The following is a 25,004-nucleotide window of genomic DNA, read 5'->3' on the forward strand; positions in this document are numbered from 1 at the left end:
TCGGTCCACCGGCGCGGTCGGCGCACCGGTCCGTGCGGCGGGGCACGGACCGGTGCGATCGAGCTCAGACGCGACGGCGCTTCGGCGGACGGCAGCCGTTGTGGGCCTGCGGCGTCACGTCCTGGATCGAGCCGACCTCGAGGCCCGCCGACTGCAGCGAGCGGATCGCGGTCTCACGGCCGGAGCCGGGGCCCTTGACGAACACGTCGACCTTGCGCATGCCGTGCTCCTGCGCCTTGCGCGCGGCGGCCTCGGCCGCCAGGCCCGCGGCGAACGGGGTCGACTTGCGCGAGCCCTTGAAGCCGACGTCGCCGCCCGACGCCCAGGCGATCACGGCGCCGGACGGGTCGGTGATGGAGACGATCGTGTTGTTGAAGGTGCTCTTGATGTGCGCCTGGCCGTGGGAGACGTTCTTCTTCTCCTTGCGGCGCGGCTTGCGCACGGAGCTGGTGCGGGTCTTGGGGGGCATCTGCTTCTTCTCTCGGGGTCTGCGGGTCGTCCGGCGACGGGCGGGCTACTTGCGCCCGGCCTTCTTCTTGCCGGCGACGGTGCGCTTGGGGCCCTTGCGGGTGCGGGCGTTGGTCTTGGTGCGCTGACCACGCACCGGCAGGCCGCGGCGGTGACGCAGCCCCTGGTAGCAGCCGATCTCGACCTTGCGGCGGATGTCGGCGGCGACCTCGCGCCGCAGGTCACCCTCGAGCTTGTAGTTGCCCTCGAGGTAGTCGCGCAGGGCGACGAGCTCGGCGTCCCCGAGGTCCTTGACGCGGACGTCCGGGCTGATGCCGGTCGCCTTCAGGGTCTCGGTCGCACGCGTGCGGCCGACCCCGTAGATGTAGGTGAGCGCAACCTCGAGCCGCTTCTCGCGGGGGAGGTCGACGCCGATGAGACGTGCCATGTGCCTGGTGGCTCCTGCAACTTCGTCGGAGGTCTGCCGCACCGTCCTCCCGCGAGCCTGCGGGCCCCGGCCTCCGAGCCGGGGGTGTCACCGGTGTCGACGTCTGCACGACGGCGACCGGTGCGGCGGTGCGCTGATCGGGTCCCGTCACCGGGACCCGGGGTGGTGCTGGTGGCTGCTCAGCCCTGGCGCTGCTTGTGGCGCTGGTTCTCGCAGATCACCATGACGCGACCGTGCCGGCGGATCACCTTGCACTTGTCGCAGATCTTCTTGACGCTCGGCTTGACCTTCATGGTTCCCTCCGCCGCCGGGCACCCTCGCGGGTGAGACGGCGTGGTCGAGTGGTGATTACTTGTAGCGGTAGACGATGCGCCCGCGGGACAGGTCGTACGGGCTCAGCTCCACCACGACGCGGTCCTCAGGGAGGATCCGGATGTAGTGCTGACGCATCTTGCCCGAGATGTGGGCGAGAACCTTGTGCCCGTTGCTCAGCTCGACGCGGAACATCGCGTTCGGCAGAGCCTCGACCACCGAGCCCTCGATCTCGATGACACCGTCCTTCTTTGCCATGTCCTCCGCTGCCTGTCGGTCCGTACGTGTCGACCCACGACACGCGACCCGCGAGAGCTGACGCCCCGGCGACTCGTGCCATCGTGGAGGGTGCTGCCGGTCTCCCCGTCCAGACAGGACGGCGGATGACGACCTTGCCCGCCCACGCCGCAGCGCAGGATGACGCACACCCAACGGGCTACCCTACGCCATCCGCTGCACCCCGGGAAACCGGCCCGGTGAGAGCCGCGGCACACCGTTCCGCGACATCCAGCCAGGCACCCCGGCGGCGCGCCACGGCCGTCGGGCACGGGCCCCGCCGCACGGTCACGCGGACACGACGGTGCCCCCGGGGGAGGAGGGGTTCCCCAGGGGCACCGTCGGGCACGGACCGGTGGCGCGCCGCGCACCTCCGTCAGGAGAGGTGCGGCGCCGCCGGACTCATCGCATCGCGCCGCGACGACGCAGCACCAGCAGAAGCACGCCGGCCGCCACGAGCACGACCGCTGCGGCTGCGACGCCGATCGGCGCCGCACCGGTCTGCGCCAACGAACCCGTGCGGTCCTCGGCGGCAAGCACCGCGCTGACGACCTGCGGGCTGGCGCTCTGGGTGGAGTCCGGCGCGGACAGCACGACGTCGACGACGTCCCGCGAAGGAGAAGCGCTCGGCTTCGGCGTCGCGACCGGTGCGGCAGTGGTGCTCGGGGCCGCCGCAGGAGCGACCGTCGCGCTGGGGGACGCCGTGGGCGCGGTCGTGGCCGGACGGCTCGGGCCGACGGCGGGGGTCGTCTCGACCGGTCTGGGCGTCTCGGTCGGGACGACCACGGGTGCCGCGGGCGACTTCGGCGTGGTGGTCGGCGTCGGGGTCGGGGTCGGGACGGCTGTGGCCGAGGCGCACGCGGGGACCTGGACGAGCTTGTCCAGGGTCCAGTGCTGCGCGGCGAAGATCGGTGGCCAGCCGATGGTCATCCTCGGGTAGCTCGGCGCGGGGGTGTCGGTGAACAGCGACTCCGTGCCGTAGGCCTGGTCCTCCTGCACCGCCCAGCCGGATCCGCACAGCTCGACACCCGCCACGGCCAGCGCGGTCCGCACCTGGTCGAGCGTCACCGGGCGGTACTCGGCACCCGACCAGGTCGCCACCAGGTACTGCTGCGTCGAGTTCTTCCAGGACGCGGGTCGGCCGGCGTCGCGCTTCCGGTACACGTACGCACCGGTCGCGGTCGGGGGTGCGGCATGCGTGCCACCACGCTGGGGGAACGGGTGCGCAGGGACTCCCTGGGACTCGTCCTGCCCCCCACCGCCCGCGTCCACGCAGCTGGCCGCGGCCGATGCACCCGTGGCGAGGCCGATCATCATCACCGTCCCGGTGAGCACGGCCGCTGCAGCCCTGAGGCCGCGGCGGGGGACGGAGCTTCCATGACGAGAACTGCGCAGCATGGTCCACCCATCGATGCGGGCAGGCGTCAGCGCTGAGGCACCTGCCGGGGAACGCGAGCACCAGTGCCGCTGCGTGCGTACCGCACGCGCTCGCGCCCCCTGGCCCGTGGCGGGATCCTTCCCGCGCGAGCGACCATATCGGACATAACGGACCGATGTGGGCAATCCACAGCCCTGACCTGCACCGACGCAAATGCCACCCGATCGGGTGATCCATCCCGTGCGATCTCAGACCAGCGCCGCGATCCGCACTCCTCGCTCGCCGAGACGAGCCGCGCCGCCGTCCTCGGCCGTGAGCACCCAGAGCGCGCCCTCCAGCACTGCGACGGTGTGCTCCCAGTGCGCCGCCCGGGACCCGTCGTCCGTCACCACCGTCCACCCGTCGGCGAGCTCGTGCGTGTCACCGGAACCGCGCGTCAGCATCGGCTCGACGGCCAGCACCATGCCGGGCGTCACCCGGTGCCCCCTCGGTCGCAACCGGTAGTTCGGCACGTCGGGCGGCTGGTGCATCGCGGTACCGATGCCGTGCCCGACGTAGTCCTGCACGATCCCGTAGCGCACCGGACCCGAGTCGACGAGGTCCTCCACGGCTTCCCCGACCACGCCGATGCGGTCCCCGCCGGCAAGAGCGGCGATGCCGGCCCACATCGCCGCCTCCGTCGTCGCGACCAGCGCCTGGTCGGCAGGATCGCCGTCGCCGACGACGGCGCTGAAGGCGCTGTCCCCGTGCCACCCGTCCACGATCGCGCCGCAGTCGACGGACACGAGGTCGCCCGAGCGGACCACCCGCTCCCCCGGTATGCCGTGGACCACCTCGTCGTTCACCGAGACGCAGATCGTCGCCGGGTACCCCTCGTACCCGAGGAAGGAGGGCGTGGCACCCGACGAGGCGATCACCCGTGCCGCCACGGCGTCGAGCTGGCCGGTCGTCGCACCGGGTACCAGCGCGGCCCGCACCTCCGCCAGGGCTGCGGCGACCACGAGCCCCGCGCGCCGCATGGCACGCACCTCGTCGACCGACTTCAGCTCGATCCGCTCGCGACCGGCCACGCAGGTCAGTGACGCAGCGCCGGCTCGATCGCCGCGAGCAGGCGGTCGGTCACCTCGTCGATCTCGCCGAGCCCGTCGACCCGCACCAGCAGCCCACGCTCGGCGTACACACCCGACAGCGGCGCGGTCTGGTCGGCGTAGACGTCGAGCCTGTGCCGGATCACGTCCTCCGTGTCGTCCACCCGACCCTCGATCTGGGCGCGCTTCAGCAGACGCTCCACCACGACCTCGGCATCGGCGGTGATCTCCACGACCACGTCGAGTGCCCGGCCGGCGTCGGCGAGGATCGCGTCGAGCGCGTCCACCTGGGCCAGGTTCCGCGGGTACCCGTCGAGCAGGAAGCCCTCGGCCGCGTCGGGCTCCGCGAGGCGGTCGCGGACCAGCTCGTCGGTCAGCTCGTCCGGGACCAGTGCGCCCACGGAGGTGTACTCCACGACGCGTCGACCGAGCTCGGTCCCGCCCTTGATGTTGCTGCGGAAGATGTCGCCGGTGGAGATCGCGGGGACGCCGAGCTTGTCGCAGATGCGTGCGGCCTGGGTGCCCTTGCCGGCACCGGGGGGACCGAACAGGACCAGGCGGACGCTCACCGCAGGAACCCTTCGTAGTGCCGCTGCTGCAGCTGGGACTCGATCTGCTTCACCGTCTCCAGACCGACACCCACGATGATCAGGATCGACGAGCCGCCGAACGGGATGTTGCCCCCTACCTTCATCAGGGCGAAGGCGACCGTCGGCACCAGCGCGACGAAGGCCAGGTAGATCGAGCCGGGAGCCGTGATGCGGGTGATCACGTAGTCGAGGTACTCGGCCGTCGGACGTCCCGCACGGATGCCGGGGATGAAGCCGCCGTACTTCTTCATGTTGTCCGCGACCTCGTCCGGGTTGAACGTGATGGCCGTGTAGAAGTAGCAGAAGAAGATGATCAGCAGCGTGTAGATCACCATGTGCAGCGGGGCGCTGGAGCTGGCGAGGTACTTGCCGACCCACTTCACCCAGCCGGTCGTCTGGTTGCCGAACTGGGCCAGCAGCACCGGCACCTGCAGCAGCGACGACGCGAAGATGATCGGGATCACGCCCGACATGTTGATCTTGATCGGGATGTACGTGCTGGAGCCGCCGTACATCTTCCGGCCGACCATCCGCTTCGCGTACTGCACCGGGATGCGCCGCTGGGACTGCTCGACGAAGACGACGAGCGCGATGACCAGCACGATGATCGCGAGCACCACGATGAACTTGCTCACGCCACCGTTGCCGCCGGCGATCGACCACATGTTCGAGGGGAACCGCGCGGCGATCGAGGTGAAGATCAGCAGGGACATGCCGTTGCCGACGCCACGCTCCGTGATGAGCTCGCCGAGCCACATGATCAGGCCGGTACCGGCGGTCATCGTGATGACCATGACGAGCATGGTCACCCAGCTGCTGTTGGGGATCACGCTCTGCGTGCAGCCCTGGAACAGGTTGCCGGACCGGGCGACCGCGATGATCGTCGTCGACTGCAGGATCGCCAGGCCGATGGTGAGGTACCGGGTGTACTGGGTGAGCCGCGACTGACCCGCCTGGCCCTCCTGGTACAGCTCCTCGAACTTGGGGATCACCACGCGCAGCAGCTGCACGATGATGCTCGCGGTGATGTAGGGCATGATCCCCAGCGAGAACACCGACAGCTGGAGCAGGGCTCCGCCGCTGAACAGGTTGACGATGCCGAGCAGGTCGTTGCTGGCTGTCTGCTTGATGCAGGCCTGGACGTTGGGGTACGACACCCCGGGCGTCGGGAGGAACGACCCGATCCGGAACACCACCATGATCGCGATGGTGAAGAGCAGCTTGCGCCGCAGGTCGGGCGTACGGAACGCCCGCACGAATGCGCTGAGCACCTGTCCTCCTGGCACCGCCCGTCGGCGGCATCTCGTCCGGCCGGAGCACTCCGGCCGGGCCGCCTGCGACGCGTCGCAGGCACCTGGGGAACCCTAACGGATGGCCCAGGGTGCCGGAACGGGGCCGGTGAGCGAGGGTCTCGCCACCGGCCCCGTTCCGGATCGAATCAGTCCTGCGCGACGGTCCCGCCGGCAGCGACGATCTTGTCCTTCGCGGACGCGGACAGAGCGTCCACGGCCACGGAGACCTTGACCGTCAGCTCGCCGTCGCCGAGCACCTTGACCGGCTTGCCCTTGCGGACAGCGCCCTTGGCCACCAGGTCCGCGACGGTGACGTCGCCCCCGTCCGGGTAGAGCTCCGAGAGGCGGTCGAGGTTGACCACCTGGTACTCGACACGGAACGGGTTGGTGAACCCGCGCAGCTTGGGAAGGCGCATGTGCATCGGCATCTGGCCACCCTCGAACCGCTCGGGCACCTGGTACCGGGCCTTCGTGCCCTTGGTGCCACGACCGGCGGACTTGCCCTTGGACGCCTCACCACGACCCACACGGGTCTTGGCGGTCTTCGCGCCCGCGGCCGGCCGCAGGTGGTGCACGCGCAGCGTGCCACCCGCACCGGGGACGGCGGCGGCCTCGGCCGCCTCCTTCGCCGCGGCCGAGACCGCAGGCGTGGCCTTGGCCTTCGCCGGAGCCTTGGCGACCTTCTCCGTCTTCTCGGCCTTGGTCGCCTTCTCCGCCTTGGCAGCGGCCGGCTTCTCGGCAGCGGGCTTCTCAGCCGTGGCCTTCGACGCCTTGGCAGGGGCGGCCTTCGCCGCCGCAGCCTTCTTCGCCGGGGCCTTCGCCTCGGTCGTCTCGTCAGCCTTCTTCTCGTCGGCCATGGTCACTCGACCTCCTCGACCGCGACGAGGTGCGTCACCGTGCGGACCATGCCGCGGATCTCGGGACGGTCCTCCTTGACGACCACATCACCGATCCGCTTCAGGCCCAGGGTGCGCAGCGTGTCGCGCTGGTTCTGCTTGCCGCCGATGGCGGACCTGGTCTGGGTCACCTTGAGTCGTGCCATCACGCACCGACCTTCGCAGCCGTCGCAGCGGCACGACCGGCGGCCTGCGCCCGCAGGAGCGGGGCGGGCACGACGTGCTCGAGGGGGAGCCCGCGGCGTGCTGCCACGGCGGCCGGCTCCTCGAGGCCGCGCAGGGCGGCAACGGTCGCGTGCACGATGTTGATGGAGTTGGACGACCCGAGCGACTTGCTCAGCACGTCGTGGATGCCGGCGCACTCCAGCACCGCGCGCACCGGACCACCGGCGATCACACCGGTACCCGGCGAAGCGGGACGCAGGAAGACGACACCGGCAGCAGCCTCACCCTGGACGGGGTGCGGGATGGTGCCCTGGATGCGCGGGACGCGGAAGAAGTTCTTCTTCGCCTCCTCGACACCCTTGGCGATCGCCGCGGGCACCTCCTTGGCCTTGCCGTAGCCGACGCCGACGGTGCCGTCGCCGTCGCCCACCACGACGAGCGCGGTGAAGCTGAAGCGACGACCACCCTTGACGACCTTGGCCACACGGTTGATCGTCACGACGCGCTCGACGAACGCGCTCTTCTCAGCGGCGTCCTGCCGACGGCCGCCGTCCCGGCGGCCACCATCGCGGCGGTCGCCGCCGGCGCCACCCTGGGCACCGGTGTTGCTGCGTGCAGGTGCAGCCATCAGTGGATCCTCTTCTTCGTCTGGACGTGCGTCGTGGTCACAGCGTCAGGCCTCCCTCGCGGGCACCGTCGGCGACCGCGGCCACGCGACCGTGGTACTTGTTGCCGCCGCGGTCGAACACGACCGCCTCGATGCCGGCGGCCTTCGCGCGCTCGGCGATGAGCTCGCCGACCTTGCGGGCCTTGGCCGACTTGTCGCCCTCGGCGCCGCGGAGGTCGACCTCGAGGGTCGACGCGGAGACGAGCGTCCGGCCCACGGCGTCGTCCACGACCTGGGCCGTGATGTGACGCGTGGAGCGGGTGACGACGAGGCGCGGACGTGCGGCCGTGCCGACGACCTTCTTGCGCAGGCGCAGGTGACGACGCTTGCGCGCGATCGCCTTGCCCTTGCCCTTGATGCTGATCGCCATGGCTTACTTCCCAGCCTTTCCGACCTTGCGCCGCACGACCTCGTCCGCGTACTTGACGCCCTTGCCCTTGTACGGCTCGGGCTTGCGGATCTTGCGGATGTTCGCGGCGACCTCGCCCACCTGCTGCTTGTCGATGCCCGTCACCGTGAACTTGGTGGGGGTCTCGACCGAGAAGGTGATGCCATCCGGAGGCTCGACCGTGACCGGGTGGCTGAAGCCCAGGGCGAACTCGAGGTTCGAGCCCTTGGCCTGCACGCGGTACCCGGTACCGACGATCTCGAGCTTCTTGCTGTAGCCGTCCGTCACGCCGACGACCATGTTGGCCAGCAGCGTGCGGGTGAGGCCGTGCAGCGAGCGCGACGCGCGCTCGTCGTCAGGCCGGGACACCACGAGGGCGCCGGCGTCGTCGCGCGCCACCTGGATGGGCGCCGCGACGGTGTGGACCAGCGAACCCTTGGGACCGTTGACGGTCACCACGGCGCCGTCGATGTCGACCTGGACGCCGGCCGGGACCGGGACGGGGATCCTGCCGATACGAGACATGGGCTTCTCCTCTCCGTCTCTGTCGTTACCAGACGTAGGCGAGGACTTCCCCACCCACGCCCTTCTTGGCGGCCTGCTTGTCCGTCAGCAGCCCGGACGACGTGGACAGGATCGCCACGCCCAGGCCGCCGAGCACCTTCGGCAGGTTGGTCGACTTGGCGTACACGCGCAGGCCCGGCTTGGACACGCGCTTGACGCCGGCCAGCGCACGCTCGCGGTGCGGGCCGTACTTCAGGGTCACGACGAGGTTCTTGCCCACCTCGGCGTCCTCGACGGTCCAGCCGGCGATGTAGCCCTCGGCCTGCAGGATCTCGGCGATGTGCGACTTCAGCTTCGAGAACGGGATGCTCACCGAGTCGTGGTGCGCGGAGTTGGCGTTGCGCAGCCGCGTCAGGAAGTCGGCGATCGGGTCGGTCATGGTCATGGGGCGTCGCCCCTCTCTCGCCGGGGTATCCCGGTCCCGCCGTTGCGGGACCGGGACCTACCGACGTCTGTCTCCTACAGGGTTCGTTACCAGCTGCTCTTGGTGACGCCGGGCAGCTCGCCGCGGTGCGCCATCTCGCGCACGCAGATCCGGCACAGGCCGAACTTGCGGTACACCGAGCGGGGGCGGCCGCAGCGCTGGCAGCGGTTGTAGCCACGCACACCGAACTTCGGCGTGGCGTTCGCCTTGTTGACGAGGGCGGTCTTCGCCATGTCAGTCCTCCTTGAACGGGAAGCCGAGGGCCTTGAGGAACGCGCGTCCCTCGTCGTCCGTGGTGGCCGTGGTGACGACCGTGATGTCCATGCCGCGCACGCGGTCGATGTTGTCCTGGTCGATCTCGTGGAACACCGACTGCTCGGTCAGCCCGAACGTGTAGTTGCCGTGACCGTCGAACTGCTTGGCCGACAGCCCGCGGAAGTCGCGGATGCGCGGCAGCGCGATCGACAGCAGGCGGTCCAGGAACTCCCAGGCCCGGTCGCCGCGCAGCGTGACGTGCGCGCCGATCGGCATCCCCTCGCGCAGCTTGAACTGCGCGATCGAGGTGCGGGACTTCGTCACCTGCGGCTTCTGGCCGGTGATGGCGGTGAGGTCGCGGACGGCTCCGTCGATCAGCTTGGAGTCCCGCGCGGCCTCGCCGACGCCCATGTTCACGACGACCTTGACGAGGCGCGCGACCTGGTTGACGTTCTCGTGGCCGAACTGCTTGAGCAGCGCGTCACGGATCTCGGCGTTGTAGCGCGCCTTCAGCCGCGGCTGTGCCGGCGCGTCGATGGTGGTCTGCGTCATCAGATGTCCTTACCGGAGCGCTTGGCCACGCGGACGCGGACCGTACGGGTGCGACCGTCACGCTCGACCTGCTCGGTGCGGTAGCCCACCCGGGTGCCCTTCTTGGTCTCCGGGTCGACCAGCATCACGTTGCTGATGTGGATGGGAGCCTCGACGGTCTCGATGCCACCGGTCCGGGTGCCGCGCTGGGTCTGGCCGGCCTTGACGTGCTTGGTCACCCGCTGCACGCCCTCGACGACCACGCGCTGGGTCTCGACGAGAACCTCCAGGACGCGACCCTGCTGACCCTTGTCCCGGCCCGAGATGACGACGACGAGGTCGCCCTTCTTGATCTTGGCCATGGTCAGAGCACCTCCGGCGCCAGCGAGATGATCTTCATGAACTTCTTGTCGCGGAGCTCGCGACCGACCGGACCGAAGATGCGGGTGCCACGGGGCTCCCCGTCGTTCTTCAGGATCACCGCCGCGTTCTCGTCGAACTTGATGTACGAGCCGTCGGCGCGACGGCGCTCCTTGCGGGTGCGGACGACGACCGCCTTGACGACGTCGCCCTTCTTCACGTTCCCGCCCGGGATCGCGTCCTTCACCGTGGCGACGATGACGTCACCGATGCCGGCGTAGCGGCGACCGGACCCGCCGAGCACACGGATGCACAAGATCTCCTTGGCACCCGTGTTGTCGGCGACGCGCAGCCGCGTCTCCTGCTGGATCATCTACCTGCTCCTGTCGTCTGGCGGGTTCTCGCCGCCCGGTCTCCCGGACGGACGAGCCTGGCCGAACGGATAGTTGCCGTGGTGCACACGTCGCGGACCGGGGTCCGCCCGTGGGCAACTGCCTGTCTGCTTACTTGGCCTTCTCGAGGACCTCGACCACGCGCCACCGCTTGGTGGCGGACAGCGGACGCGTCTCCATGATGAGCACGAGGTCGCCGATGCCCGCCGAGCTGAGCTCGTCGTGCGCCTTCACCTTGCTCGTACGTCGCATGACCTTGCCGTAGAGCGGGTGCTTGACCCGGTCCTCGACCTCGACCACGACGGTCTTCTCCATCTTGTCGCTGACGACGTAGCCCCGGCGCGTCTTGCGGTACGCGCGGTGCTCGGACGTCGCCGTCGTCGACTCGTTCTTGGTGCTCATGCGATCCTCACTCGCTCGGGCTCGGGGCGGTCCGGATGCCGAGCTCGCGCTCGCGCAGGATCGTGTAGATCCGGGCGATGTCGCGGCGGACGGCCTTGAGCCGACCGTGGCTCTCCAGCTGGCCCGTGGCCGACTGGAAGCGGAGGTTGAACAGCTCCTCCTTGGCCTTCTTCAGCTCGGCGACGAGACGCTCGTCGTCGTAGCCGTCCAGCTCGCTCGGCGCGAGGTCCTTGGTTCCGACGGCCATCAGCTGGCACCTCCCTCGCGGACCAGGAAACGGGTCTTCATCGGGAGCTTGTGCTGCGCGCGGCGCATGGCCTCACGAGCGAGCTCCTCGGGGACCCCGGCCAGCTCGAAGAGCACCCGGCCGGGCTTGACGTTGGCGATCCACCACTCCGGCGAACCCTTGCCGGAACCCATGCGGGTCTCAGCGGGCTTCTTGGTCAGCGGCCGGTCCGGGTAGACGTTGATCCAGACCTTGCCGCCACGCTTGATGTGGCGGGTCATGGCGATACGAGCAGCCTCGATCTGCCGGTTGGTGACGTAGGCGGGCTCGAGAGCCTGGATGCCGAAGTCGCCGAAGGCGATGGAGGTGCCACCGGTCGCGGCGCCGGAGCGCCCGGGGTGGTGCTGCTTGCGGTGCTTCAGCCTGCGCGGGACGAGCACGGCTCAGGCCTCCGTTCCGGTCTCAGGGGTGGTGTCCGACGAGGGGGCGTCCGACTGCTCGGAACGCTCCGGCCGACGAGCACCGGCACGCGGGCCGCGCTCGGGACGGTCGCCCCGGTCGCCGCGCGGACCACGCGACGGGCGGGGAGCCGCCGTCGCCTGCTCGCGGGCGAACTCCTTCTCGGTCATGTCGCCCTTGTAGACCCAGACCTTCACGCCGATGCGGCCGAAGGTGGTGCGGGCCTCGTGGAAGCCGTAGTCGATGTTGGCGCGCAGCGTGTGCAGCGGCACCCGACCCTCGCGGTAGAACTCCGTGCGGCTCATCTCCGCACCGCCGAGGCGGCCGGAGACCTGCACGCGGATGCCCTTCGCACCGGCGCGCTGGGCGGACTGGATGCCCTTGCGCATGGCGCGACGGAACGACACGCGGCTGGCGAGCTGCTCGGCGATGCCCTGCGCGACCAGCTGCGCCTCGATCTCGGCGTTCTTGACCTCGAGGATGTTGAGCTGCACCTGCTTGCCGGTGAGCTTCTCCAGCTCGCCGCGGATGCGGTCGGCCTCCGCGCCACGACGCCCGATGACGATGCCCGGGCGGGCGGTGTGGATGTCGACGCGAACCCGGTCACGGGTGCGCTCGATCTCGACCTTGGCGATGCCGGCGCGCTCGAGGCCCGTCGACATCAGCTTGCGGATCTGCACGTCCTCGCGCACGTAGTCGCGGTAGCGCTGACCGGTCTTGGTCGAGTCGGCGAACCACCGCGAGCGGTGGTCGGTCGTGATGCCCAGGCGGTACCCGAGCGGGTTGACCTTCTGTCCCACTATCGGGCCCGTCCCTTCGTGCTCTGTGCCGTCGCCTGCTCGCGCTCGGCGACCACCACGGTGATGTGGCTCGTGCGCTTGAGGATGCGGCCGGCACGACCCTGCGCGCGCGGCCGGAACCGCTTCATCGTCGGGCCCTCGTCGACGAAGATCTCGGAGACGTAGAGGTTCGCCTCGTCGAGCCGCGTGCTCGCTCGCTTGGCGCCCTCGACCGCGTTCGCGATCGCCGACTCCACGGTCTTGAGGACCGGCTGTGCCGCGACCTGCGGGGCGAACCGCAGCACGGCCACCGCCTCGCTGGCCTGCTTGCCACGGACGAGGTCCACGACGCGCCGGGCCTTCTGGGGCGTGACGCGGACGAACCGCGCCTTCGCCATGGCTTCCATCGCTGTCCTGCCTTCTGTCTGCGCCGTCAGGGCGTCGTCACCGACCCGGGGGTCAGCGGCGACGGCCCTTCCGGTCGTCCTTCTCGTGGCCGCGGAACGTCCGCGTGGGGGCGAACTCGCCGAGCTTGTGGCCGACCATCGACTCGGTGACGAACACCGGCGTGTGCTTGCGGCCGTCGTGCACGGCGAAGGTGTGGCCGAGGAACTCGGGCGTGATGACCGAGCGGCGCGACCACGTCTTGATGACGTTCTTCGTGCCCGCCGTGTTCTGGACGTCGACCTTCTTCTGCAGGTGGCCGTCGACGAACGGGCCCTTCTTCAGGCTGCGTGGCATCTCAGGCTCCTATCAGCGCTTCTTGCCGGTGCGCCGACGGCGCACGATGAGCTTGTCGCTCGGCTTGTTCGGACGACGGGTACGACCCTCGGGCTGGCCCCAGGGGCTGACCGGGTGACGGCCACCGGACGTCTTGCCCTCTCCACCACCGTGCGGGTGGTCGATCGGGTTCATCGCGACACCACGGACGGTCGGGCGCTTGCCCTTCCAGCGCATGCGGCCGGCCTTGCCCCAGTTGATGTTCGACTGCTCGGCGTTGCCGACCTCGCCGATCGTCGCGCGGCAGCGCAGGTCGACGTTGCGGATCTCACCGGACGGCATGCGCAGCTGGGCGTACGGCCCGTCCTTGGCGACGAGCTGCACGGAGGCACCCGCGGAGCGGGCGATCTTCGCGCCGCCGCCGGGCCGCAGCTCGATGGCGTGGATGATCGTGCCGGTGGGGATGTTGCGCAGCGGCAGGTTGTTGCCCGGCTTGATGTCCGCCGTGGCACCGGCCTCGACGAGGTCGCCCTGGTTCAGCCGGTTCGGCGCGAGGATGTAGCGCTTCTCGCCGTCGGCGTAGTGCAGGAGCGCGATACGCGCAGTGCGGTTGGGGTCGTACTCGATGTGCGCGACCTTGGCCGGCACGCCGTCCTTGTCGTGGCGACGGAAGTCGATCACCCGGTACGCCCGCTTGTGGCCGCCGCCGTGGTGGCGGGTGGTCACGCGGCCGGTCGAGTTGCGACCGCCCGACTTGGTCAGCGGACGGACCAGCGACTTCTCCGGCTCGGACCGCGTCAGCTCGACGAAGTCGGCCACGCTCGAGCCACGACGGCCCGGCGTCGTCGGCTTGTACTTACGGATTCCCATGTCAGTAGTCCTCTCGGGCCGCTCAGCCGACCGGTCCGCCGAAGATGTCGATCGAACCCTCGCGGAGGGTGACGACCGCACGCTTCGTGGCCTTGCGACGACCGATGCCGAACCGGGTCCGGCGGGCCTTGCCCTGCCGGTTGGCGGTGTTGACCGAGTCGACCTTGACGCCGAAGACCTGCTCGACGGCGATCTTGATCTCGGTCTTGTTGGCCCGCGGGTCGACGAGGAACGTGTACTTGCCCTCGTCGAGCAGGCCGTAGCTCTTCTCCGAGACCACCGGGGCGATCAGGATGTCGCGCGGGTCCTTGCCGACGGTGCTCACTTGGTCTCCTCCTTGGCGGCCGAGGTGCCGGCGAGGAACGCGTCGAGCGCACCCTGCGTGAACACCACGTCGTCGCTGATGAGCACGTCGTAGGTGTTCAGCTGGTCAGCGACCAGCAGGTGCACCCGCTCGACGTTGCGCAGCGACTTCCACGTGATCTCGTCCGCCCGCTCGACGACCACCAGGACGTTCTTGCGACCCGACAGGTTGTCGAGCACCTTGATGGCGGCCTTGGTCGACGGCGCCTCGCCCGGGGCGAACCCGGAGACGACGTGCACGCGGCCGGCACGGGCGCGGTCCGAGAGAGCACCGCGGAGCGCCGCGGCCTTCATCTTCTTCGGGGTCCGCTGGCTGTAGTCGCGCGGCGTCGGGCCGTGGACGATGCCACCGCCGGCGAACTGCGGTGCACGCGTCGAGCCCTGACGGGCGCGGCCGGTGCCCTTCTGCTTGTACGGCTTCTTGCCGCCACCGGACACCTCGCCACGAGTCTTCGTGGAGTGCGTGCCCTGGCGCGCCGCAGCGAGCTGCGCGACGACGACCTGGTGGATCAGCGGGATGTTGGTCTGCACGTCGAAGACGGCGCCGGGCAGGTCGGCCGTACCGGCCTTGTTGCCCTCGGCGTCCAGGACGTCGACGGTCAGCGTGTCACTCATCGTGGTCACGCACCCTTCACAGCGGTACGCACGAGGACCACGCCGCCCTTGGGGCCGGGGACGGCGCCCTTGACGAGCAGCAGACCCCTCTCGGCGTCGACCGCGTGCACGGTCAGGTTCTGAACGGTCTGACGGGCGTTGCCCATCCGGCCGGCCATCCGCATGCCCTTGAACACGCGCGACGGGGTGGAGGCCCCGCCGATCGAGCCCGGCTTGCGGTGGTTGCGGTGCGAACCGTGGGAAGCGCTGACGCCCTTGAAGCCGTGACGCTTCATCACACCGGCGGTGCCCTTGCCCTTGGTGGTGCCGGAGACGTCGACCGACTGGCCCGCCTCGAAGGCGGTCGCGGTCAGCTCCTGGCCGACCGAGTAGTCGGCGGCGTCCGCCGTGCGGATCTCGGCCACGTGCCGGCGGGGGGTGACCCCGGCCTTCTCGAAGTGGCCCTTGAGCGGCTTGGTGACCTTGCGCGGGTCGATCTGGCCGTAGGCCAGCTGCACCGCGACGTAGCCGTCGGCCTCAGCGGAGCGCACCTGCGTCACGACGTTCGTACCGACCTCGACGACCGTGACGGGGACGAGGCGGCCTGCCTCGTCCCACACCTGAGTCATGCCGAGCTTGGTGCCGAGCAGCGCCGTGACCGGGCGAGCGGTCTGCTGGGTTGCCATGAAGATCAGTCCTTCCCAGCGATCAGAGCTTGATCTCGATGTTCACGTCCGCAGGCAGGTCGAGACGCATGAGCGAGTCGACGGCCTTCGGCGTGGGGTCGATGATGTCGATCAGCCGCTTGTGCGTGCGCATCTCGAAGTGCTCGCGGCTGTCCTTGTACTTGTGGGGCGACCGGATGACGCAGAAGACGTTCTTCTCCGTCGGCAGCGGCACCGGGCCCACGACCTGCGCACCAGCTCGGGTCACCGTGTCGACGATCTTGCGCGCCGAGCTGTCGATGACCTCGTGGTCGTAGGACTTGAGCCGGATGCGGATCTTCTGTCCCGCCATGGCGTCGTCTACTTCTCTCTCTTCGAAACCGGTCCGTCCGACCCCCGCACTCGGGCGTGTCGCATTGAGCGACACACTCTCGCGCTGCGCACCGTCAGGTACGAGGTCAGTGGTTGCGGTCGAGCCCCTCACCGCCGGGTGACCCCGGGGTCCGTGGGCTCTCCACGTCGTCGCGCCCACCTGTCTGCGGCGCGCGAACGCACCACACCCCAGCGGGCAACCCCGACAGTCTGCCAGACGCTCCCCCGATTGACCAAACCCGGGTCGGCACCGACTGCGTCACACGCGGAGCAGGCCGGATTCGGCCGCCGGAGCGACGACCCCGGACGCCCGACGATCTCCCGCGGACCGGCACCGGACGACAGAAGGACCCGGGTGCGGCGTGCGCACCCGGGCCCTCTGCGTCGATCAGCCCCGAGGGGCGGTGATCACTTGATGATCTTGATGACCCGGCCGGAGCCGACGGTCCGACCACCCTCACGGATGGCGAAGCCGAGGCCCTCCTCCATGGCGATGGGCTGGATCAGCTGGACGCTGATCTCGGTGTTGTCGCCGGGCATGACCATCTCGGTGCCCTCGGGCAGCGTGATGACGCCGGTGACGTCCGTGGTCCGGAAGTAGAACTGCGGACGGTAGTTCGAGTAGAACGGGTTGTGACGGCCACCCTCGTCCTTGGCGAGGATGTAGACCTGGCCCTCGAACTGGGTGTGCGGGGTGATCGAGCCCGGCTTCACGACGACCTGGCCACGCTCCACCTCCTCGCGCTTGGTGCCGCGGAGCAGCAGACCCGTGTTGTCGCCGGCCTCGGCGTAGTCCAGGGTCTTGCGGAACATCTCGACGCCGGTGACGGTGGTCTTGATCGACTTCTCCTTGATACCGACGATCTCGACCTCCTCGTTCACCTTGAGGCGTCCGCGCTCCACACGACCGGTCACGACGGTGCCGCGGCCGGTGATGGTGAAGACGTCCTCGATCGGCATGAGGAACGGCTTGTCGATGTCGCGCACCGGGTCCGGCACGTTCTCGTCGACGGCGTCCAGCAGGTCCTCGACGGACTTGACCCACTGCGGGTCGCCCTCGAGCGCCTTCAGCGCGGAGACGCGGATCACCGGGACGTCGTCGCCCGGGAAGCCCTGCGAGGAGAGGAGCTCGCGCACCTCGACCTCGACGAGCTCGAGGATCTCCTCGTCGTCCACCATGTCGGACTTGTTCAGCGCGACCAGCAGGTAGGGGACGCCGACCTGACGGGCGAGCAGCACGTGCTCACGCGTCTGGGCCATGGGGCCGTCGGTGGCGGCGACCACCAGGATGGCGCCGTCCATCTGCGCCGCACCCGTGATCATGTTCTTGATGTAGTCGGCGTGCCCAGGGGCGTCGACGTGCGCGTAGTGGCGCTTGTCGGTCTGGTACTCGACGTGCGCGATGTTGATGGTGATACCGCGCTGCTTCTCCTCCGGCGCCTTGTCGATCTCGTCGAACGGCGTGAAGGGGTTCAGGTCCGGGTGCTTGTCGTGCAGCACCTTCGAGATCGCGGCGGTCAGCGTCGTCTTGCCGTGGTCGACGTGACCGATGGTCCCGATGTTGACGTGCGGCTTGGTCCGCTCGAACTTCGCCTTGCCCACTGGGTGTCCTCCTCAGGACTTGGTAGAGATTGCCCGTCGTCGCCTACGAACGGTAGCCGACGAGCGTGCGGTCCTCCGGGTCGGGTGTGTTGCTGGTACTGCGAGGGTTCGACCCTCGGGACTCACTCGCCCCGGGTCTTCTTGATGATCTCTTCGGCCACGTTGCGAGGAACCTCGGCGTAGCTGTCGAACTGCATCGAGTACACCGCACGACCCTGGGTCTTCGACCGCAGGTCGCCGACGTACCCGAACATCTCCGAGAGCGGGACGTGCGCACGCACGACCTTCACGCCGGTGGCGTCCTCCATCGACTGGATCATGCCGCGGCGGGAGTTCAGGTCGCCGATCACGTCGCCCATGTACTCCTCGGGCGTGCGCACCTCGACGGCCATGATCGGCTCGAGCAGGGCCGGGTCGGCCTTGCGCGCAGCCTCCTTCAGGACCATCGAACCGGCGATCTTGAAGGCCATCTCGGACGAGTCGACCTCGTGGTAGGCACCGTCGAGCAGGATCGCCTTGACGCCGACCATCGGGAAGCCGGCCAGCACGCCCTGCTGCATGGCGCTCTGGATGCCCTGGTCGACCGACGGGATGTACTCGCGCGGGATACGACCACCGGTGACGGCGTTCTGGAACTCGTAGACCTCGCCCTCGGCGGTGTCCAGCGGCTCGAACGACAGCTGCACCTTGGCGTACTGGCCGGAGCCACCCGTCTGCTTCTTGTGGACGTACTCGATCTTGTCCACCTTGCGGCGGATGGTCTCGCGGTACGCCACCTGCGGCTTGCCGACGTTCGCCTCGACCTTGAACTCGCGACGCATGCGGTCGACGAGGATGTCGAGGTGGAGCTCGCCCATGCCGCCGATGACGGTCTGGCCGGTCTCGTCGTCCAGGCGCACCCGGAACGTCGGGTCCTCCTCGGCGAGCTTCTGGATGGCCGTGGAGAGCTTCTCCTGGTCGGCCTTCGTCTTCGGCTCGATCGCCACGTCGATGACGGGCTCGGGGAAGGTCATGGACTCCAGGACCACCGGCGAGCTCGGGTCGCAGAGGGTGTCACCGGTGGTGACGTCCTTCAGCCCGATGAACGCGTAGATGTGGCCGGCCTGGGCCTCCTCGACGGGGTTCTCCTTGTTGGAGTGCATCTGGAAGAGCTTCCCGATGCGCTCCTTCTTGCCCTTGGTCGAGTTGAGCACCTGGGCGCCCTGCGCCACCTTGCCCGAGTACACCCGGACGTAGGTGAGCTTGCCGAAGAACGGGTGGGCGGCGACCTTGAACGCCAGCGCGGAGAACGGCTCCGTCGCGTCGGCGTGCCGCTCGACGAGGATGGACTCGTCCTTGACGTCGTGGCCCTCGATGGACGGGACGTCCAGCGGCGACGGCAGGTAGTCGATGACGGCGTCGAGCATGGGCTGCACGCCCTTGTTCTTGAACGCCGACCCGCACAGCACCGGGTACGCCTCGGACGAGATCGTCAGCTTGCGGATGCCCGCCTTGATCTCGGCGACGGTGAGCTCCTCGCCGGAGAGGTACTTCTCCAGCAGCTCCTCGTCGGTCTCGGCGACGGCCTCGATCAGCTCGGCGCGGTACTGCTCCGCACGCTCGACCAGGTCGGCCGGGATCTCCTCGACGTCGTACTTCTCGCCGAGCGCCGTCTCTCCGCGCCACACCAGCGCGCGGTTCTCGACCAGGTCGACGACACCGATGAACTGGCTCTCCGAGCCGATCGGCAGCTGGATGACCAGCGGGCGGGCCTTCAGGCGGTCGACGATCGTCTTGACCGTGAAGTAGAAGTCGGCGCCGAGCTTGTCCATCTTGTTGACGAAGCAGATGCGCGGCACGTCGTACTTGTCGGCCTGGCGCCACACCGTCTCGGACTGGGGCTCCACGCCCTCCTTGCCGTCGAACACCGCGACCGCGCCGTCGAGCACGCGCAGCGAACGCTCCACCTCGACGGTGAAGTCGACGTGGCCGGGGGTGTCGATGATGTTGATCTGGTTGTTCTTCCAGAAGCAGGTCGTCGCGGCGGACGTGATGGTGATGCCGCGCTCCTGCTCCTGCTCCATCCAGTCCATCGTGGCGGCGCCCTCGTGGACCTCACCGATCTTGTACGTGATGCCTGTGTAGTACAGGATCCGCTCGGTCGTGGTGGTCTTGCCGGCATCGATGTGCGCCATGATGCCGATGTTGCGGACCTTGGTCAGGTCGGTGAGCACGTCGAGTGCCACGTTGTGTACGCCCCTTGTCGGTTGGCTCGGGTGGTCGGGCGGGGCGGCAGCCACGTGGGCCGCCGCCCCCCGACCCGCCGGTTGTTACCAGCGGTAGTGCGCGAAGGCGCGGTTGGACTCGGCCATCTTGTGCATGTCCTCGCGGCGCTTGACCGCGGCACCGAGGCCGTTCGATGCGTCCAGGATCTCGTTCATGAGGCGCTCGGTCATCGTCTTCTCGCGGCGGGCGCGGGAGAAGTCGGTGAGCCAGCGCAGGGCCAGGGTGGTGGCGCGCACCGGGCGCACCTCGACCGGGACCTGGTAGGTGGCGCCGCCGACACGACGGGACTTGACCTCGAGCGCGGGGCGCACGTTGTCGAGCGCGCGCTTCAGCACGACGACGGGGTCGCCGGAGGTCTTCTCGCGGACGCCCTCGAGGGCGCCGTACACGATGGACTCCGCGACGGTCTTCTTGCCGTCCAGCAGCACCTTGTTGATGAGCTGGGTGACGACGGGAGACCCGTAGACCGGGTCGACGACGAGCGGCCGACGAGGGGCCGGACCCTTGCGAGGCATTGGACTCAGCCCTTCTTCGCGCCGTAGCGGGAGCGCGCCTGCTTGCGGTTCTTGACGCCCTGCGTGTCGAGGGCACCACGGACGATCTTGTAGCGGACGCCGGGCAGGTCCTTCACACGGCCGCCGCGCACCAGCACGATCGAGTGCTCCTGGAGGTTGTGGCCGACACCCGGGATGTAGGCCGTCACCTCGACCTGCGAGGACAGGCGCACGCGCGCCACCTTGCGCAGGGCCGAGTTCGGCTTCTTCGGGGTCGTGGTGTAGACGCGGGTGCACACACCGCGTCGCTGGGGGGAGCCCTTGAGGGCAGGCGTCTTCGACTTGTTCGTCTTCGCCTGCCGGCCCTTGCGGACCAGCTGCTGGATCGTGGGCACTGCGTCTCCGTCTGTCGATGGATCTCTGGTCGACCGGACCCGTCACCCAGGACGGCCGGCAGGTTCCCGGATCGACGCTCGTCGCGCGACTACCCCGGCTGGTCTTGCGTCCCGCACCGACCCCCGCGCCCGGGCGTGTCGGCCCGGTCCTCCGCGGCGCGAACCAGGATGCTGTCCTGGTCGGTCGTGACGATCGGGCTGTCACCCGGTGCCGCTGCCACCGCCCCGGAACTGGTCCGAATCAGCGGCGCGATGCGTGCACGCACAAGGGCCCGACGACGCGGGCACGGTGTCCCAGGCTACCTGGCGGCCGAACAGGCGTCAAAGCAGCACGTGGGACGACGTGCCGGCAGGGCCAGCCCCGTGCAGGTGCGCCGAGGGGCCCGCCGGCGAACCGGCGGGCCCCTCGGGCGGTGCGATCGAGATCAGCGGTAGTCGCCGAAGTCGATGTCCTCAAGCGGGATCGCGTCGCCGGTCCCCATGCCGAGGGCCGGGAAGTCGATCTCGTCGTAGCCGAAGGCCGGGTACAGCTCGGCCTTCGCCTCCTCGGTCGGCTCCACCGCGATGTCCCGGTACCGGGCGAGCCCGGTGCCGGCGGGGATCAGCTTGCCGAGGATGACGTTCTCCTTCAGGCCGAGCAGCGGGTCGGACCGGCTCGACATCGCAGCCTCGGTCAGCACCTTGGTCGTCTCCTGGAAGGAGGCCGCCGACAGCCACGAGTCCGTGGCCAGCGACGCCTTGGTGATGCCCATCAGCTCCGGACGGCCGGACGCCGGCTGACCACCCTCGGACACGGCCTTGCGGTTCGCGTCCTCGAAGCGCCCACGCTCGGACAGCTCGCCCGGCAGCAGGTCGGTGTCGCCCGAGTCGAGGACGGTCACCCGGCGCAGCATCTGCCGGACGATGACCTCGATGTGCTTGTCGTGGATGTCCACACCCTGCGAGCGGTAGACCTCCTGGACCTCGTCCACCAGGTGCTTCTGCGTGGCCCGCGGGCCGAGGATGCGCAGCACCTTCTTGGGGTCGACGGCACCGAGGACCAGCTGGGTGCCGACGGAGACGTGGTCCCCGTCCGCGACCAGCAGGCGCTGACGCTTGGTCACCGGGATGGAGATCTCCTCCGACCCGTCGTCCGGCGTCAGGACGATCCGGCGGGACCGGTCGCCCTCCTCGATCGCGATACGGCCCGAGAACTCCGCGATCGGCGCCTCACCCTTGGGGGTGCGGGCCTCGAAGAGCTCCTGGACACGCGGCAGACCCTGCGTGATGTCCTCCGCCGAGGCGACACCGCCGGTGTGGAACGTACGCATCGTCAGCTGCGTGCCGGGCTCACCGATCGACTGGGCGGCGATGATGCCGACCGCCTCGCCGATGTCGACGAGCTTGCCGGTGGCCAGCGAACGGCCGTAGCACTTGGCGCACGTGCCGACCCGCGACTCGCAGGTGAGCACGGAGCGCACCTTGAGCTCGGTGACGCCCGCCTCGAGCAGCCGGTCGAGCAGCACGTCGCCGACGTCGTCACCGGCGTGGCCGATGACCTCGCCGTCGATCTCGATGTCGGTGGCCAGCGTGCGCGAGAAGACCGAGGTCTCGACCTTGTCGTGCCGGCGCAGAGTGCCGTCGCCGGCGTCCACCCCGATCGGCATGGTCAGGCCGCGCTCGGTGCCGCAGTCCAGCTCGCGGACGATGACGTCCTGCGACACGTCCACCAGACGACGCGTGAGGTAGCCCGAGTCGGCGGTCCGCAGAGCGGTGTCCGCCAGACCCTTGCGGGCGCCGTGCGTCGCGATGAAGTACTCCAGGACGGACAGACCCTCGCGGTAGTTCGCCTTGATGGGCCGAGGGATGATCTCGCCCTTCGGGTTGGCCACCAGACCACGCATGCCGGCGATCTGCCGGACCTGCATCCAGTTGCCTCGAGCACCCGAACCCACCATGCGGTAGACGGTGTTGCGCGCCGGGAAGTTCGCCTGCATCGCCTTGGCGACCTTGTCGGTCGCCTCGGTCCAGATGTTGATGAGCTCCTGACGACGCTCGTCGTCCGTGATCAGACCCTTGTCGTACTGGCCCTGCACCTTGGCGGCGCGCGCCTCGTTCTCCTCGAGGATCGCCTTCTTCTCCGTCGGCGTGGCGACGTCGGAGATGGCGATGGTCACGCCCGAGCGGGTGGCCCAGCGGAAGCCGGCCTCCTTCAGGGCGTCGAGCGACGCGGCGACCTCGACCTTCGGGTACCGCTCGGCCAGGTCGTTGACGATGGCCGAGAGGCGCTTCTTGTCGACGACGCCGTTCTCGTAGGGGTAGTCCACCGGGACCAGGTCGTTGAACAGCGCACGGCCGAGGGTGGTCTCGAACAGCAGGGGCTCGCCCTGCGTCCAGCCCTCGGGCGCCCGCTCCTCGTCGAGGACCAGGCCGTCCATGCGGATCTTCACGACCGCGTTGAGGTCGAGCGTGCCCTGGTCGAAGGCCATGATCGCCTCGGACACCGAGCTGAACGCGCGGCCCTCACCCTTGGCACCCGGCCGGTCGGACGTCAGGTGGTACAGGCCGATGATCATGTCCTGGGTCGGCATGGTCACCGGACGGCCGTCCGACGGCTTGAGGATGTTGTTGCTGGACAGCATGAGGATGCGGGCCTCGGCCTGCGCCTCGGCGCTCAGCGGCAGGTGCACGGCCATCTGGTCGCCGTCGAAGTCGGCGTTGAACGCGCCGCAGACGAGCGGGTGCAGGTGGATCGCCTTGCCCTCGACGAGCTGGGGCTCGAACGCCTGGATGCCGAGACGGTGCAGCGTGGGCGCACGGTTCAGCAGCACCGGGTGCTCGGTGATGACCTCCTCGAGCACGTCCCACACGACCGGGCGGGCACGCTCGACCATGCGCTTGGCGCTCTTGATGTTCTGCGCGTGGTTGAGGTCGACCAGCCGCTTCATGACGAACGGCTTGAACAGCTCGAGCGCCATCTGCTTGGGCAGACCGCACTGGTGCAGCTTGAGCTGCGGGCCGACGACGATGACCGAACGGCCGGAGTAGTCGACGCGCTTGCCGAGCAGGTTCTGGCGGAACCGGCCCTGCTTGCCCTTGAGCATGTCCGAGATGGACTTGAGCGGGCGGTTGCCCGGACCGGTCACCGGACGGCCGCGGCGGCCGTTGTCGAACAGCGAGTCGACGGCCTCCTGGAGCATCCGCTTCTCGTTGTTGACGATGATCTCGGGCGCGCCGAGGTCGAGCAGCCGCTTGAGGCGGTTGTTCCGGTTGATCACGCGGCGGTACAGGTCGTTCAGGTCGGAGGTGGCGAACCGGCCACCGTCGAGCTGGACCATCGGGCGCAGGTCCGGCGGGATGACCGGGACCGCGTCCAGCACCATGCCGGTCGGCGAGTTGTTGGTCGTCAGGAACGCGTTGACGACCTTGAGGCGCTTGAGGGCACGCGTCTTGCGCTGGCCCTTGCCCACCCGGATCGTCTCGCGCAGCGACGCGGCCTCGGCGTCGAGGTCGAAGGCCTCCAGGCGCTTCTTGATCGCCTGGGCACCCATCGAGCCCTCGAAGTAGTTGCCGTACCGGTCCTGCAGCTGCCGGTAGAGCATCTCGTCGCCCTCGAGGTCCGCGACCTTGAGGTTCTTGAACCGGTCCCACACCGTCTCGAGGCGCTCGAGCTCGGTGTCGGCACGCTTGCGCAGCTGCGCCATCTCGCGCTCCGCGGAGTCGCGCACCTTGCGACGGGCGTCCGCCTTGGCACCCTCGGCCTCGAGCTCGGCCAGGTCGGCCTCGAGCTTGGCGGCGCGGGTGTTGATGTCGTTGTCGCGGCGGTCCGCGATCTCCTTCTTCTCCAGGTCGATCTCGTTCTGGAGGTTCGGGAGGTCCTCGGCGCGGCCGTCCTCGTCCACCCACGTGATCATGTAGGCGGCGAAGTAGATGACCTTCTCCAGGTCCTTCGGCGCGAGGTCGAGCAGGTAGCCCAGGCGCGACGGCACACCCTTGAAGAACCAGATGTGCGTCACGGGAGCGGCCAGCTCGATGTGGCCCATGCGCTCGCGGCGCACCTTGGACCGGGTCACCTCGACGCCGCAGCGCTCGCAGATGATGCCCTTGAAGCGCACGCGCTTGTACTTGCCGCAGTAGCACTCCCAGTCCCGGGTGGGACCGAAGATCTTCTCGCAGAACAGGCCATCCTTCTCCGGCTTCAGGGTCCGGTAGTTGATGGTCTCGGGCTTCTTCACCTCACCGTGCGACCAGGCACGGATGTCGTCGGCCGTGGCCAGGCCGATGCGCAGCTCGTCGAAGACGTTGACGTCGAGCAAGGGGTCCTACTTCCTTCGCATGCCGGCCTC

At 69.2% G+C, this 25,004-nt stretch carries 34 protein-coding genes; all 34 read right to left on the reverse strand.

What is annotated here, in order from left to right; translation table 11 throughout:
* Positions 1–64: 64 nt before the first annotated feature.
* Positions 65–469, reverse strand: coding sequence for a 30S ribosomal protein S11 (rpsK, locus tag QMF98_RS13500; RefSeq protein WP_291757892.1), 405 nt, complete (start codon positions 467–469; stop codon positions 65–67).
* A gap of 45 nt (positions 470–514) precedes the next feature.
* Positions 515–895, reverse strand: coding sequence for a 30S ribosomal protein S13 (gene rpsM, locus QMF98_RS13505; protein WP_263729672.1), 381 nt, complete (start codon positions 893–895; stop codon positions 515–517).
* A 179-nt stretch (positions 896–1,074) separates the two neighbouring features.
* Positions 1,075–1,188 (reverse strand): 50S ribosomal protein L36, encoded by a 114-nt coding sequence (gene rpmJ / locus QMF98_RS13510; RefSeq protein WP_088289657.1) that lies wholly within the window; start codon positions 1,186–1,188, stop codon positions 1,075–1,077.
* A 55-nt stretch (positions 1,189–1,243) separates the two neighbouring features.
* Positions 1,244–1,465, reverse strand: a complete 222-nt coding sequence (infA, locus tag QMF98_RS13515; protein WP_029290613.1) for a translation initiation factor IF-1 — start codon at positions 1,463–1,465, stop codon at positions 1,244–1,246.
* A gap of 420 nt (positions 1,466–1,885) precedes the next feature.
* On the reverse strand, positions 1,886–2,818 hold the full coding sequence (locus tag QMF98_RS13520; RefSeq protein WP_337973507.1) for a hypothetical protein: 933 nt from the start codon (positions 2,816–2,818) through the stop codon (positions 1,886–1,888).
* Between the two features lie 291 nt (positions 2,819–3,109).
* Positions 3,110–3,931 (reverse strand): type I methionyl aminopeptidase, encoded by an 822-nt coding sequence (gene map, locus QMF98_RS13525; RefSeq protein ID WP_337973508.1) that lies wholly within the window; start codon positions 3,929–3,931, stop codon positions 3,110–3,112.
* Positions 3,932–3,936: 5 nt separating this feature from the next.
* Positions 3,937–4,518, reverse strand: coding sequence for an adenylate kinase (locus tag QMF98_RS13530; protein WP_337973509.1), 582 nt, complete (start codon positions 4,516–4,518; stop codon positions 3,937–3,939).
* A complete protein-coding gene (gene secY, locus QMF98_RS13535; protein ID WP_263729676.1) occupies positions 4,515–5,810 on the reverse strand; it encodes a preprotein translocase subunit SecY in 1,296 nt (431 codons plus the stop codon). The genes QMF98_RS13530 and secY overlap by 4 nt, the downstream gene beginning before the upstream one ends.
* Before the next feature lie 167 nt (positions 5,811–5,977).
* Entirely contained in the window at positions 5,978–6,688 is a 711-nt protein-coding gene (rplO, locus tag QMF98_RS13540) for a 50S ribosomal protein L15 (protein WP_337975630.1), read from the reverse strand.
* A 2-nt stretch (positions 6,689–6,690) separates the two neighbouring features.
* Positions 6,691–6,873: a 50S ribosomal protein L30 gene (rpmD, locus tag QMF98_RS13545; protein WP_263729677.1), complete on the reverse strand. Its 183-nt coding sequence runs from the start codon at positions 6,871–6,873 to the stop codon at positions 6,691–6,693.
* Positions 6,873–7,520 (reverse strand): 30S ribosomal protein S5, encoded by a 648-nt coding sequence (gene rpsE, locus QMF98_RS13550; protein WP_291757903.1) that lies wholly within the window; start codon positions 7,518–7,520, stop codon positions 6,873–6,875. Before rpsE ends, rpmD begins: the two co-directional genes overlap by 1 nt.
* Before the next feature lie 37 nt (positions 7,521–7,557).
* The gene (rplR, locus tag QMF98_RS13555) at positions 7,558–7,929 is read right to left on the reverse strand and encodes a 50S ribosomal protein L18 (RefSeq protein ID WP_263729681.1); all 372 of its coding nucleotides are present in this window, start codon (positions 7,927–7,929) and stop codon (positions 7,558–7,560) included.
* Between the two features lie 3 nt (positions 7,930–7,932).
* Entirely contained in the window at positions 7,933–8,472 is a 540-nt protein-coding gene (gene rplF, locus QMF98_RS13560; RefSeq protein WP_263729682.1) for a 50S ribosomal protein L6, read from the reverse strand.
* Positions 8,473–8,497: 25 nt separating this feature from the next.
* Positions 8,498–8,896: a 30S ribosomal protein S8 gene (gene rpsH, locus QMF98_RS13565; protein WP_263729683.1), complete on the reverse strand. Its 399-nt coding sequence runs from the start codon at positions 8,894–8,896 to the stop codon at positions 8,498–8,500.
* Positions 8,897–8,982: 86 nt separating this feature from the next.
* A complete protein-coding gene (locus QMF98_RS13570) occupies positions 8,983–9,168 on the reverse strand; it encodes a type Z 30S ribosomal protein S14 (RefSeq protein WP_263729684.1) in 186 nt (61 codons plus the stop codon).
* A 1-nt stretch (position 9,169) separates the two neighbouring features.
* Positions 9,170–9,742, reverse strand: a complete 573-nt coding sequence (gene rplE / locus QMF98_RS13575; protein ID WP_263729685.1) for a 50S ribosomal protein L5 — start codon at positions 9,740–9,742, stop codon at positions 9,170–9,172.
* Positions 9,742–10,083: a 50S ribosomal protein L24 gene (gene rplX / locus QMF98_RS13580; protein WP_263729687.1), complete on the reverse strand. Its 342-nt coding sequence runs from the start codon at positions 10,081–10,083 to the stop codon at positions 9,742–9,744. Before rplX ends, rplE begins: the two co-directional genes overlap by 1 nt.
* 2 nt (positions 10,084–10,085) lie before the next feature.
* A complete protein-coding gene (rplN, locus tag QMF98_RS13585; RefSeq protein ID WP_263729688.1) occupies positions 10,086–10,454 on the reverse strand; it encodes a 50S ribosomal protein L14 in 369 nt (122 codons plus the stop codon).
* Positions 10,455–10,584: 130 nt separating this feature from the next.
* A complete protein-coding gene (gene rpsQ / locus QMF98_RS13590; RefSeq protein ID WP_263729689.1) occupies positions 10,585–10,875 on the reverse strand; it encodes a 30S ribosomal protein S17 in 291 nt (96 codons plus the stop codon).
* Between the two features lie 7 nt (positions 10,876–10,882).
* A complete protein-coding gene (rpmC, locus tag QMF98_RS13595) occupies positions 10,883–11,122 on the reverse strand; it encodes a 50S ribosomal protein L29 (protein WP_263729690.1) in 240 nt (79 codons plus the stop codon).
* Positions 11,122–11,541 (reverse strand): 50S ribosomal protein L16, encoded by a 420-nt coding sequence (rplP, locus tag QMF98_RS13600; protein ID WP_263729691.1) that lies wholly within the window; start codon positions 11,539–11,541, stop codon positions 11,122–11,124. The genes rpmC and rplP overlap by 1 nt, the downstream gene beginning before the upstream one ends.
* A gap of 3 nt (positions 11,542–11,544) precedes the next feature.
* On the reverse strand, positions 11,545–12,360 hold the full coding sequence (gene rpsC / locus QMF98_RS13605; RefSeq protein WP_263729692.1) for a 30S ribosomal protein S3: 816 nt from the start codon (positions 12,358–12,360) through the stop codon (positions 11,545–11,547).
* Positions 12,360–12,746, reverse strand: a complete 387-nt coding sequence (gene rplV / locus QMF98_RS13610) for a 50S ribosomal protein L22 (protein WP_263729693.1) — start codon at positions 12,744–12,746, stop codon at positions 12,360–12,362. The genes rpsC and rplV overlap by 1 nt, the downstream gene beginning before the upstream one ends.
* Before the next feature lie 52 nt (positions 12,747–12,798).
* Entirely contained in the window at positions 12,799–13,080 is a 282-nt protein-coding gene (gene rpsS / locus QMF98_RS13615; RefSeq protein WP_263729694.1) for a 30S ribosomal protein S19, read from the reverse strand.
* Between the two features lie 12 nt (positions 13,081–13,092).
* Positions 13,093–13,929 carry a 50S ribosomal protein L2 gene (gene rplB / locus QMF98_RS13620; RefSeq protein ID WP_263729695.1) on the reverse strand — a complete coding sequence of 279 codons (837 nt, stop codon included), beginning with the start codon at positions 13,927–13,929 and terminating at the stop codon, positions 13,093–13,095.
* Positions 13,930–13,951: 22 nt separating this feature from the next.
* Positions 13,952–14,254, reverse strand: coding sequence for a 50S ribosomal protein L23 (rplW, locus tag QMF98_RS13625; protein WP_263729696.1), 303 nt, complete (start codon positions 14,252–14,254; stop codon positions 13,952–13,954).
* The gene (gene rplD / locus QMF98_RS13630) at positions 14,251–14,907 is read right to left on the reverse strand and encodes a 50S ribosomal protein L4 (RefSeq protein WP_337973510.1); all 657 of its coding nucleotides are present in this window, start codon (positions 14,905–14,907) and stop codon (positions 14,251–14,253) included. Before rplD ends, rplW begins: the two co-directional genes overlap by 4 nt.
* A gap of 5 nt (positions 14,908–14,912) precedes the next feature.
* Positions 14,913–15,572 carry a 50S ribosomal protein L3 gene (rplC, locus tag QMF98_RS13635; protein ID WP_291758114.1) on the reverse strand — a complete coding sequence of 220 codons (660 nt, stop codon included), beginning with the start codon at positions 15,570–15,572 and terminating at the stop codon, positions 14,913–14,915.
* Positions 15,573–15,594: 22 nt separating this feature from the next.
* Entirely contained in the window at positions 15,595–15,903 is a 309-nt protein-coding gene (gene rpsJ, locus QMF98_RS13640; RefSeq protein ID WP_263729699.1) for a 30S ribosomal protein S10, read from the reverse strand.
* A gap of 428 nt (positions 15,904–16,331) precedes the next feature.
* Positions 16,332–17,525: an elongation factor Tu gene (tuf, locus tag QMF98_RS13645; RefSeq protein ID WP_291758112.1), complete on the reverse strand. Its 1,194-nt coding sequence runs from the start codon at positions 17,523–17,525 to the stop codon at positions 16,332–16,334.
* 122 nt (positions 17,526–17,647) lie between these two features.
* Positions 17,648–19,750, reverse strand: a complete 2,103-nt coding sequence (fusA, locus tag QMF98_RS13650; protein WP_337973511.1) for an elongation factor G — start codon at positions 19,748–19,750, stop codon at positions 17,648–17,650.
* Between the two features lie 84 nt (positions 19,751–19,834).
* Positions 19,835–20,305 (reverse strand): 30S ribosomal protein S7, encoded by a 471-nt coding sequence (rpsG, locus tag QMF98_RS13655; RefSeq protein ID WP_263729702.1) that lies wholly within the window; start codon positions 20,303–20,305, stop codon positions 19,835–19,837.
* A 5-nt stretch (positions 20,306–20,310) separates the two neighbouring features.
* Positions 20,311–20,679, reverse strand: coding sequence for a 30S ribosomal protein S12 (rpsL, locus tag QMF98_RS13660; RefSeq protein ID WP_263729703.1), 369 nt, complete (start codon positions 20,677–20,679; stop codon positions 20,311–20,313).
* 425 nt (positions 20,680–21,104) lie between these two features.
* Positions 21,105–24,974 carry a DNA-directed RNA polymerase subunit beta' gene (locus QMF98_RS13665; RefSeq protein ID WP_337973512.1) on the reverse strand — a complete coding sequence of 1,290 codons (3,870 nt, stop codon included), beginning with the start codon at positions 24,972–24,974 and terminating at the stop codon, positions 21,105–21,107.
* Positions 24,975–25,004: the final 30 nt, after the last annotated feature.

This window comes from Cellulomonas sp. NTE-D12 (assembly GCF_027923705.1).
Lineage (GTDB): Bacteria > Actinomycetota > Actinomycetes > Actinomycetales > Cellulomonadaceae > Cellulomonas.

Coding starts and splice junctions, on each gene's coding strand:
- rpsS (WP_263729694.1), bottom strand. CDS start 13,080: ATGCCACGCAGCCTGAAGAAGGGCCCGTTCGTCGACGGCCACCTGCAG.
- rpsM (WP_263729672.1), bottom strand. CDS start 895: ATGGCACGTCTCATCGGCGTCGACCTCCCCCGCGAGAAGCGGCTCGAG.
- rpsE (WP_291757903.1), bottom strand. CDS start 7,520: ATGGCTGCACCTGCACGCAGCAACACCGGTGCCCAGGGTGGCGCCGGC.
- rpsH (WP_263729683.1), bottom strand. CDS start 8,896: ATGACCATGACCGACCCGATCGCCGACTTCCTGACGCGGCTGCGCAAC.
- rplR (WP_263729681.1), bottom strand. CDS start 7,929: ATGGCGATCAGCATCAAGGGCAAGGGCAAGGCGATCGCGCGCAAGCGT.
- rplE (WP_263729685.1), bottom strand. CDS start 9,742: ATGACGCAGACCACCATCGACGCGCCGGCACAGCCGCGGCTGAAGGCG.
- QMF98_RS13570 (WP_263729684.1), bottom strand. CDS start 9,168: ATGGCGAAGACCGCCCTCGTCAACAAGGCGAACGCCACGCCGAAGTTC.
- rpmC (WP_263729690.1), bottom strand. CDS start 11,122: ATGGCCGTCGGAACCAAGGACCTCGCGCCGAGCGAGCTGGACGGCTAC.
- rpsK (WP_291757892.1), bottom strand. CDS start 469: ATGCCCCCCAAGACCCGCACCAGCTCCGTGCGCAAGCCGCGCCGCAAG.
- rplV (WP_263729693.1), bottom strand. CDS start 12,746: ATGGAAGCCATGGCGAAGGCGCGGTTCGTCCGCGTCACGCCCCAGAAG.
- rplC (WP_291758114.1), bottom strand. CDS start 15,572: ATGGCAACCCAGCAGACCGCTCGCCCGGTCACGGCGCTGCTCGGCACC.
- rpsG (WP_263729702.1), bottom strand. CDS start 20,305: ATGCCTCGCAAGGGTCCGGCCCCTCGTCGGCCGCTCGTCGTCGACCCG.
- rplO (WP_337975630.1), bottom strand. CDS start 6,688: ATGGCCGACGAGAAGAAGGCTGACGAGACGACCGAGGCGAAGGCCCCG.
- rpsJ (WP_263729699.1), bottom strand. CDS start 15,903: ATGGCGGGACAGAAGATCCGCATCCGGCTCAAGTCCTACGACCACGAG.
- rplD (WP_337973510.1), bottom strand. CDS start 14,907: ATGAGTGACACGCTGACCGTCGACGTCCTGGACGCCGAGGGCAACAAG.
- rpmD (WP_263729677.1), bottom strand. CDS start 6,873: ATGGCACGACTCAAGGTGACCCAGACCAGGTCCGCCATCGGCGGCAAG.
- rplX (WP_263729687.1), bottom strand. CDS start 10,083: ATGGCCAAGATCAAGAAGGGCGACCTCGTCGTCGTCATCTCGGGCCGG.
- rpmJ (WP_088289657.1), bottom strand. CDS start 1,188: ATGAAGGTCAAGCCGAGCGTCAAGAAGATCTGCGACAAGTGCAAGGTG.
- rplN (WP_263729688.1), bottom strand. CDS start 10,454: ATGATCCAGCAGGAGACGCGGCTGCGCGTCGCCGACAACACGGGTGCC.
- infA (WP_029290613.1), bottom strand. CDS start 1,465: ATGGCAAAGAAGGACGGTGTCATCGAGATCGAGGGCTCGGTGGTCGAG.
- rplF (WP_263729682.1), bottom strand. CDS start 8,472: ATGTCTCGTATCGGCAGGATCCCCGTCCCGGTCCCGGCCGGCGTCCAG.
- rplB (WP_263729695.1), bottom strand. CDS start 13,929: ATGGGAATCCGTAAGTACAAGCCGACGACGCCGGGCCGTCGTGGCTCG.
- rpsQ (WP_263729689.1), bottom strand. CDS start 10,875: ATGAGCACCAAGAACGAGTCGACGACGGCGACGTCCGAGCACCGCGCG.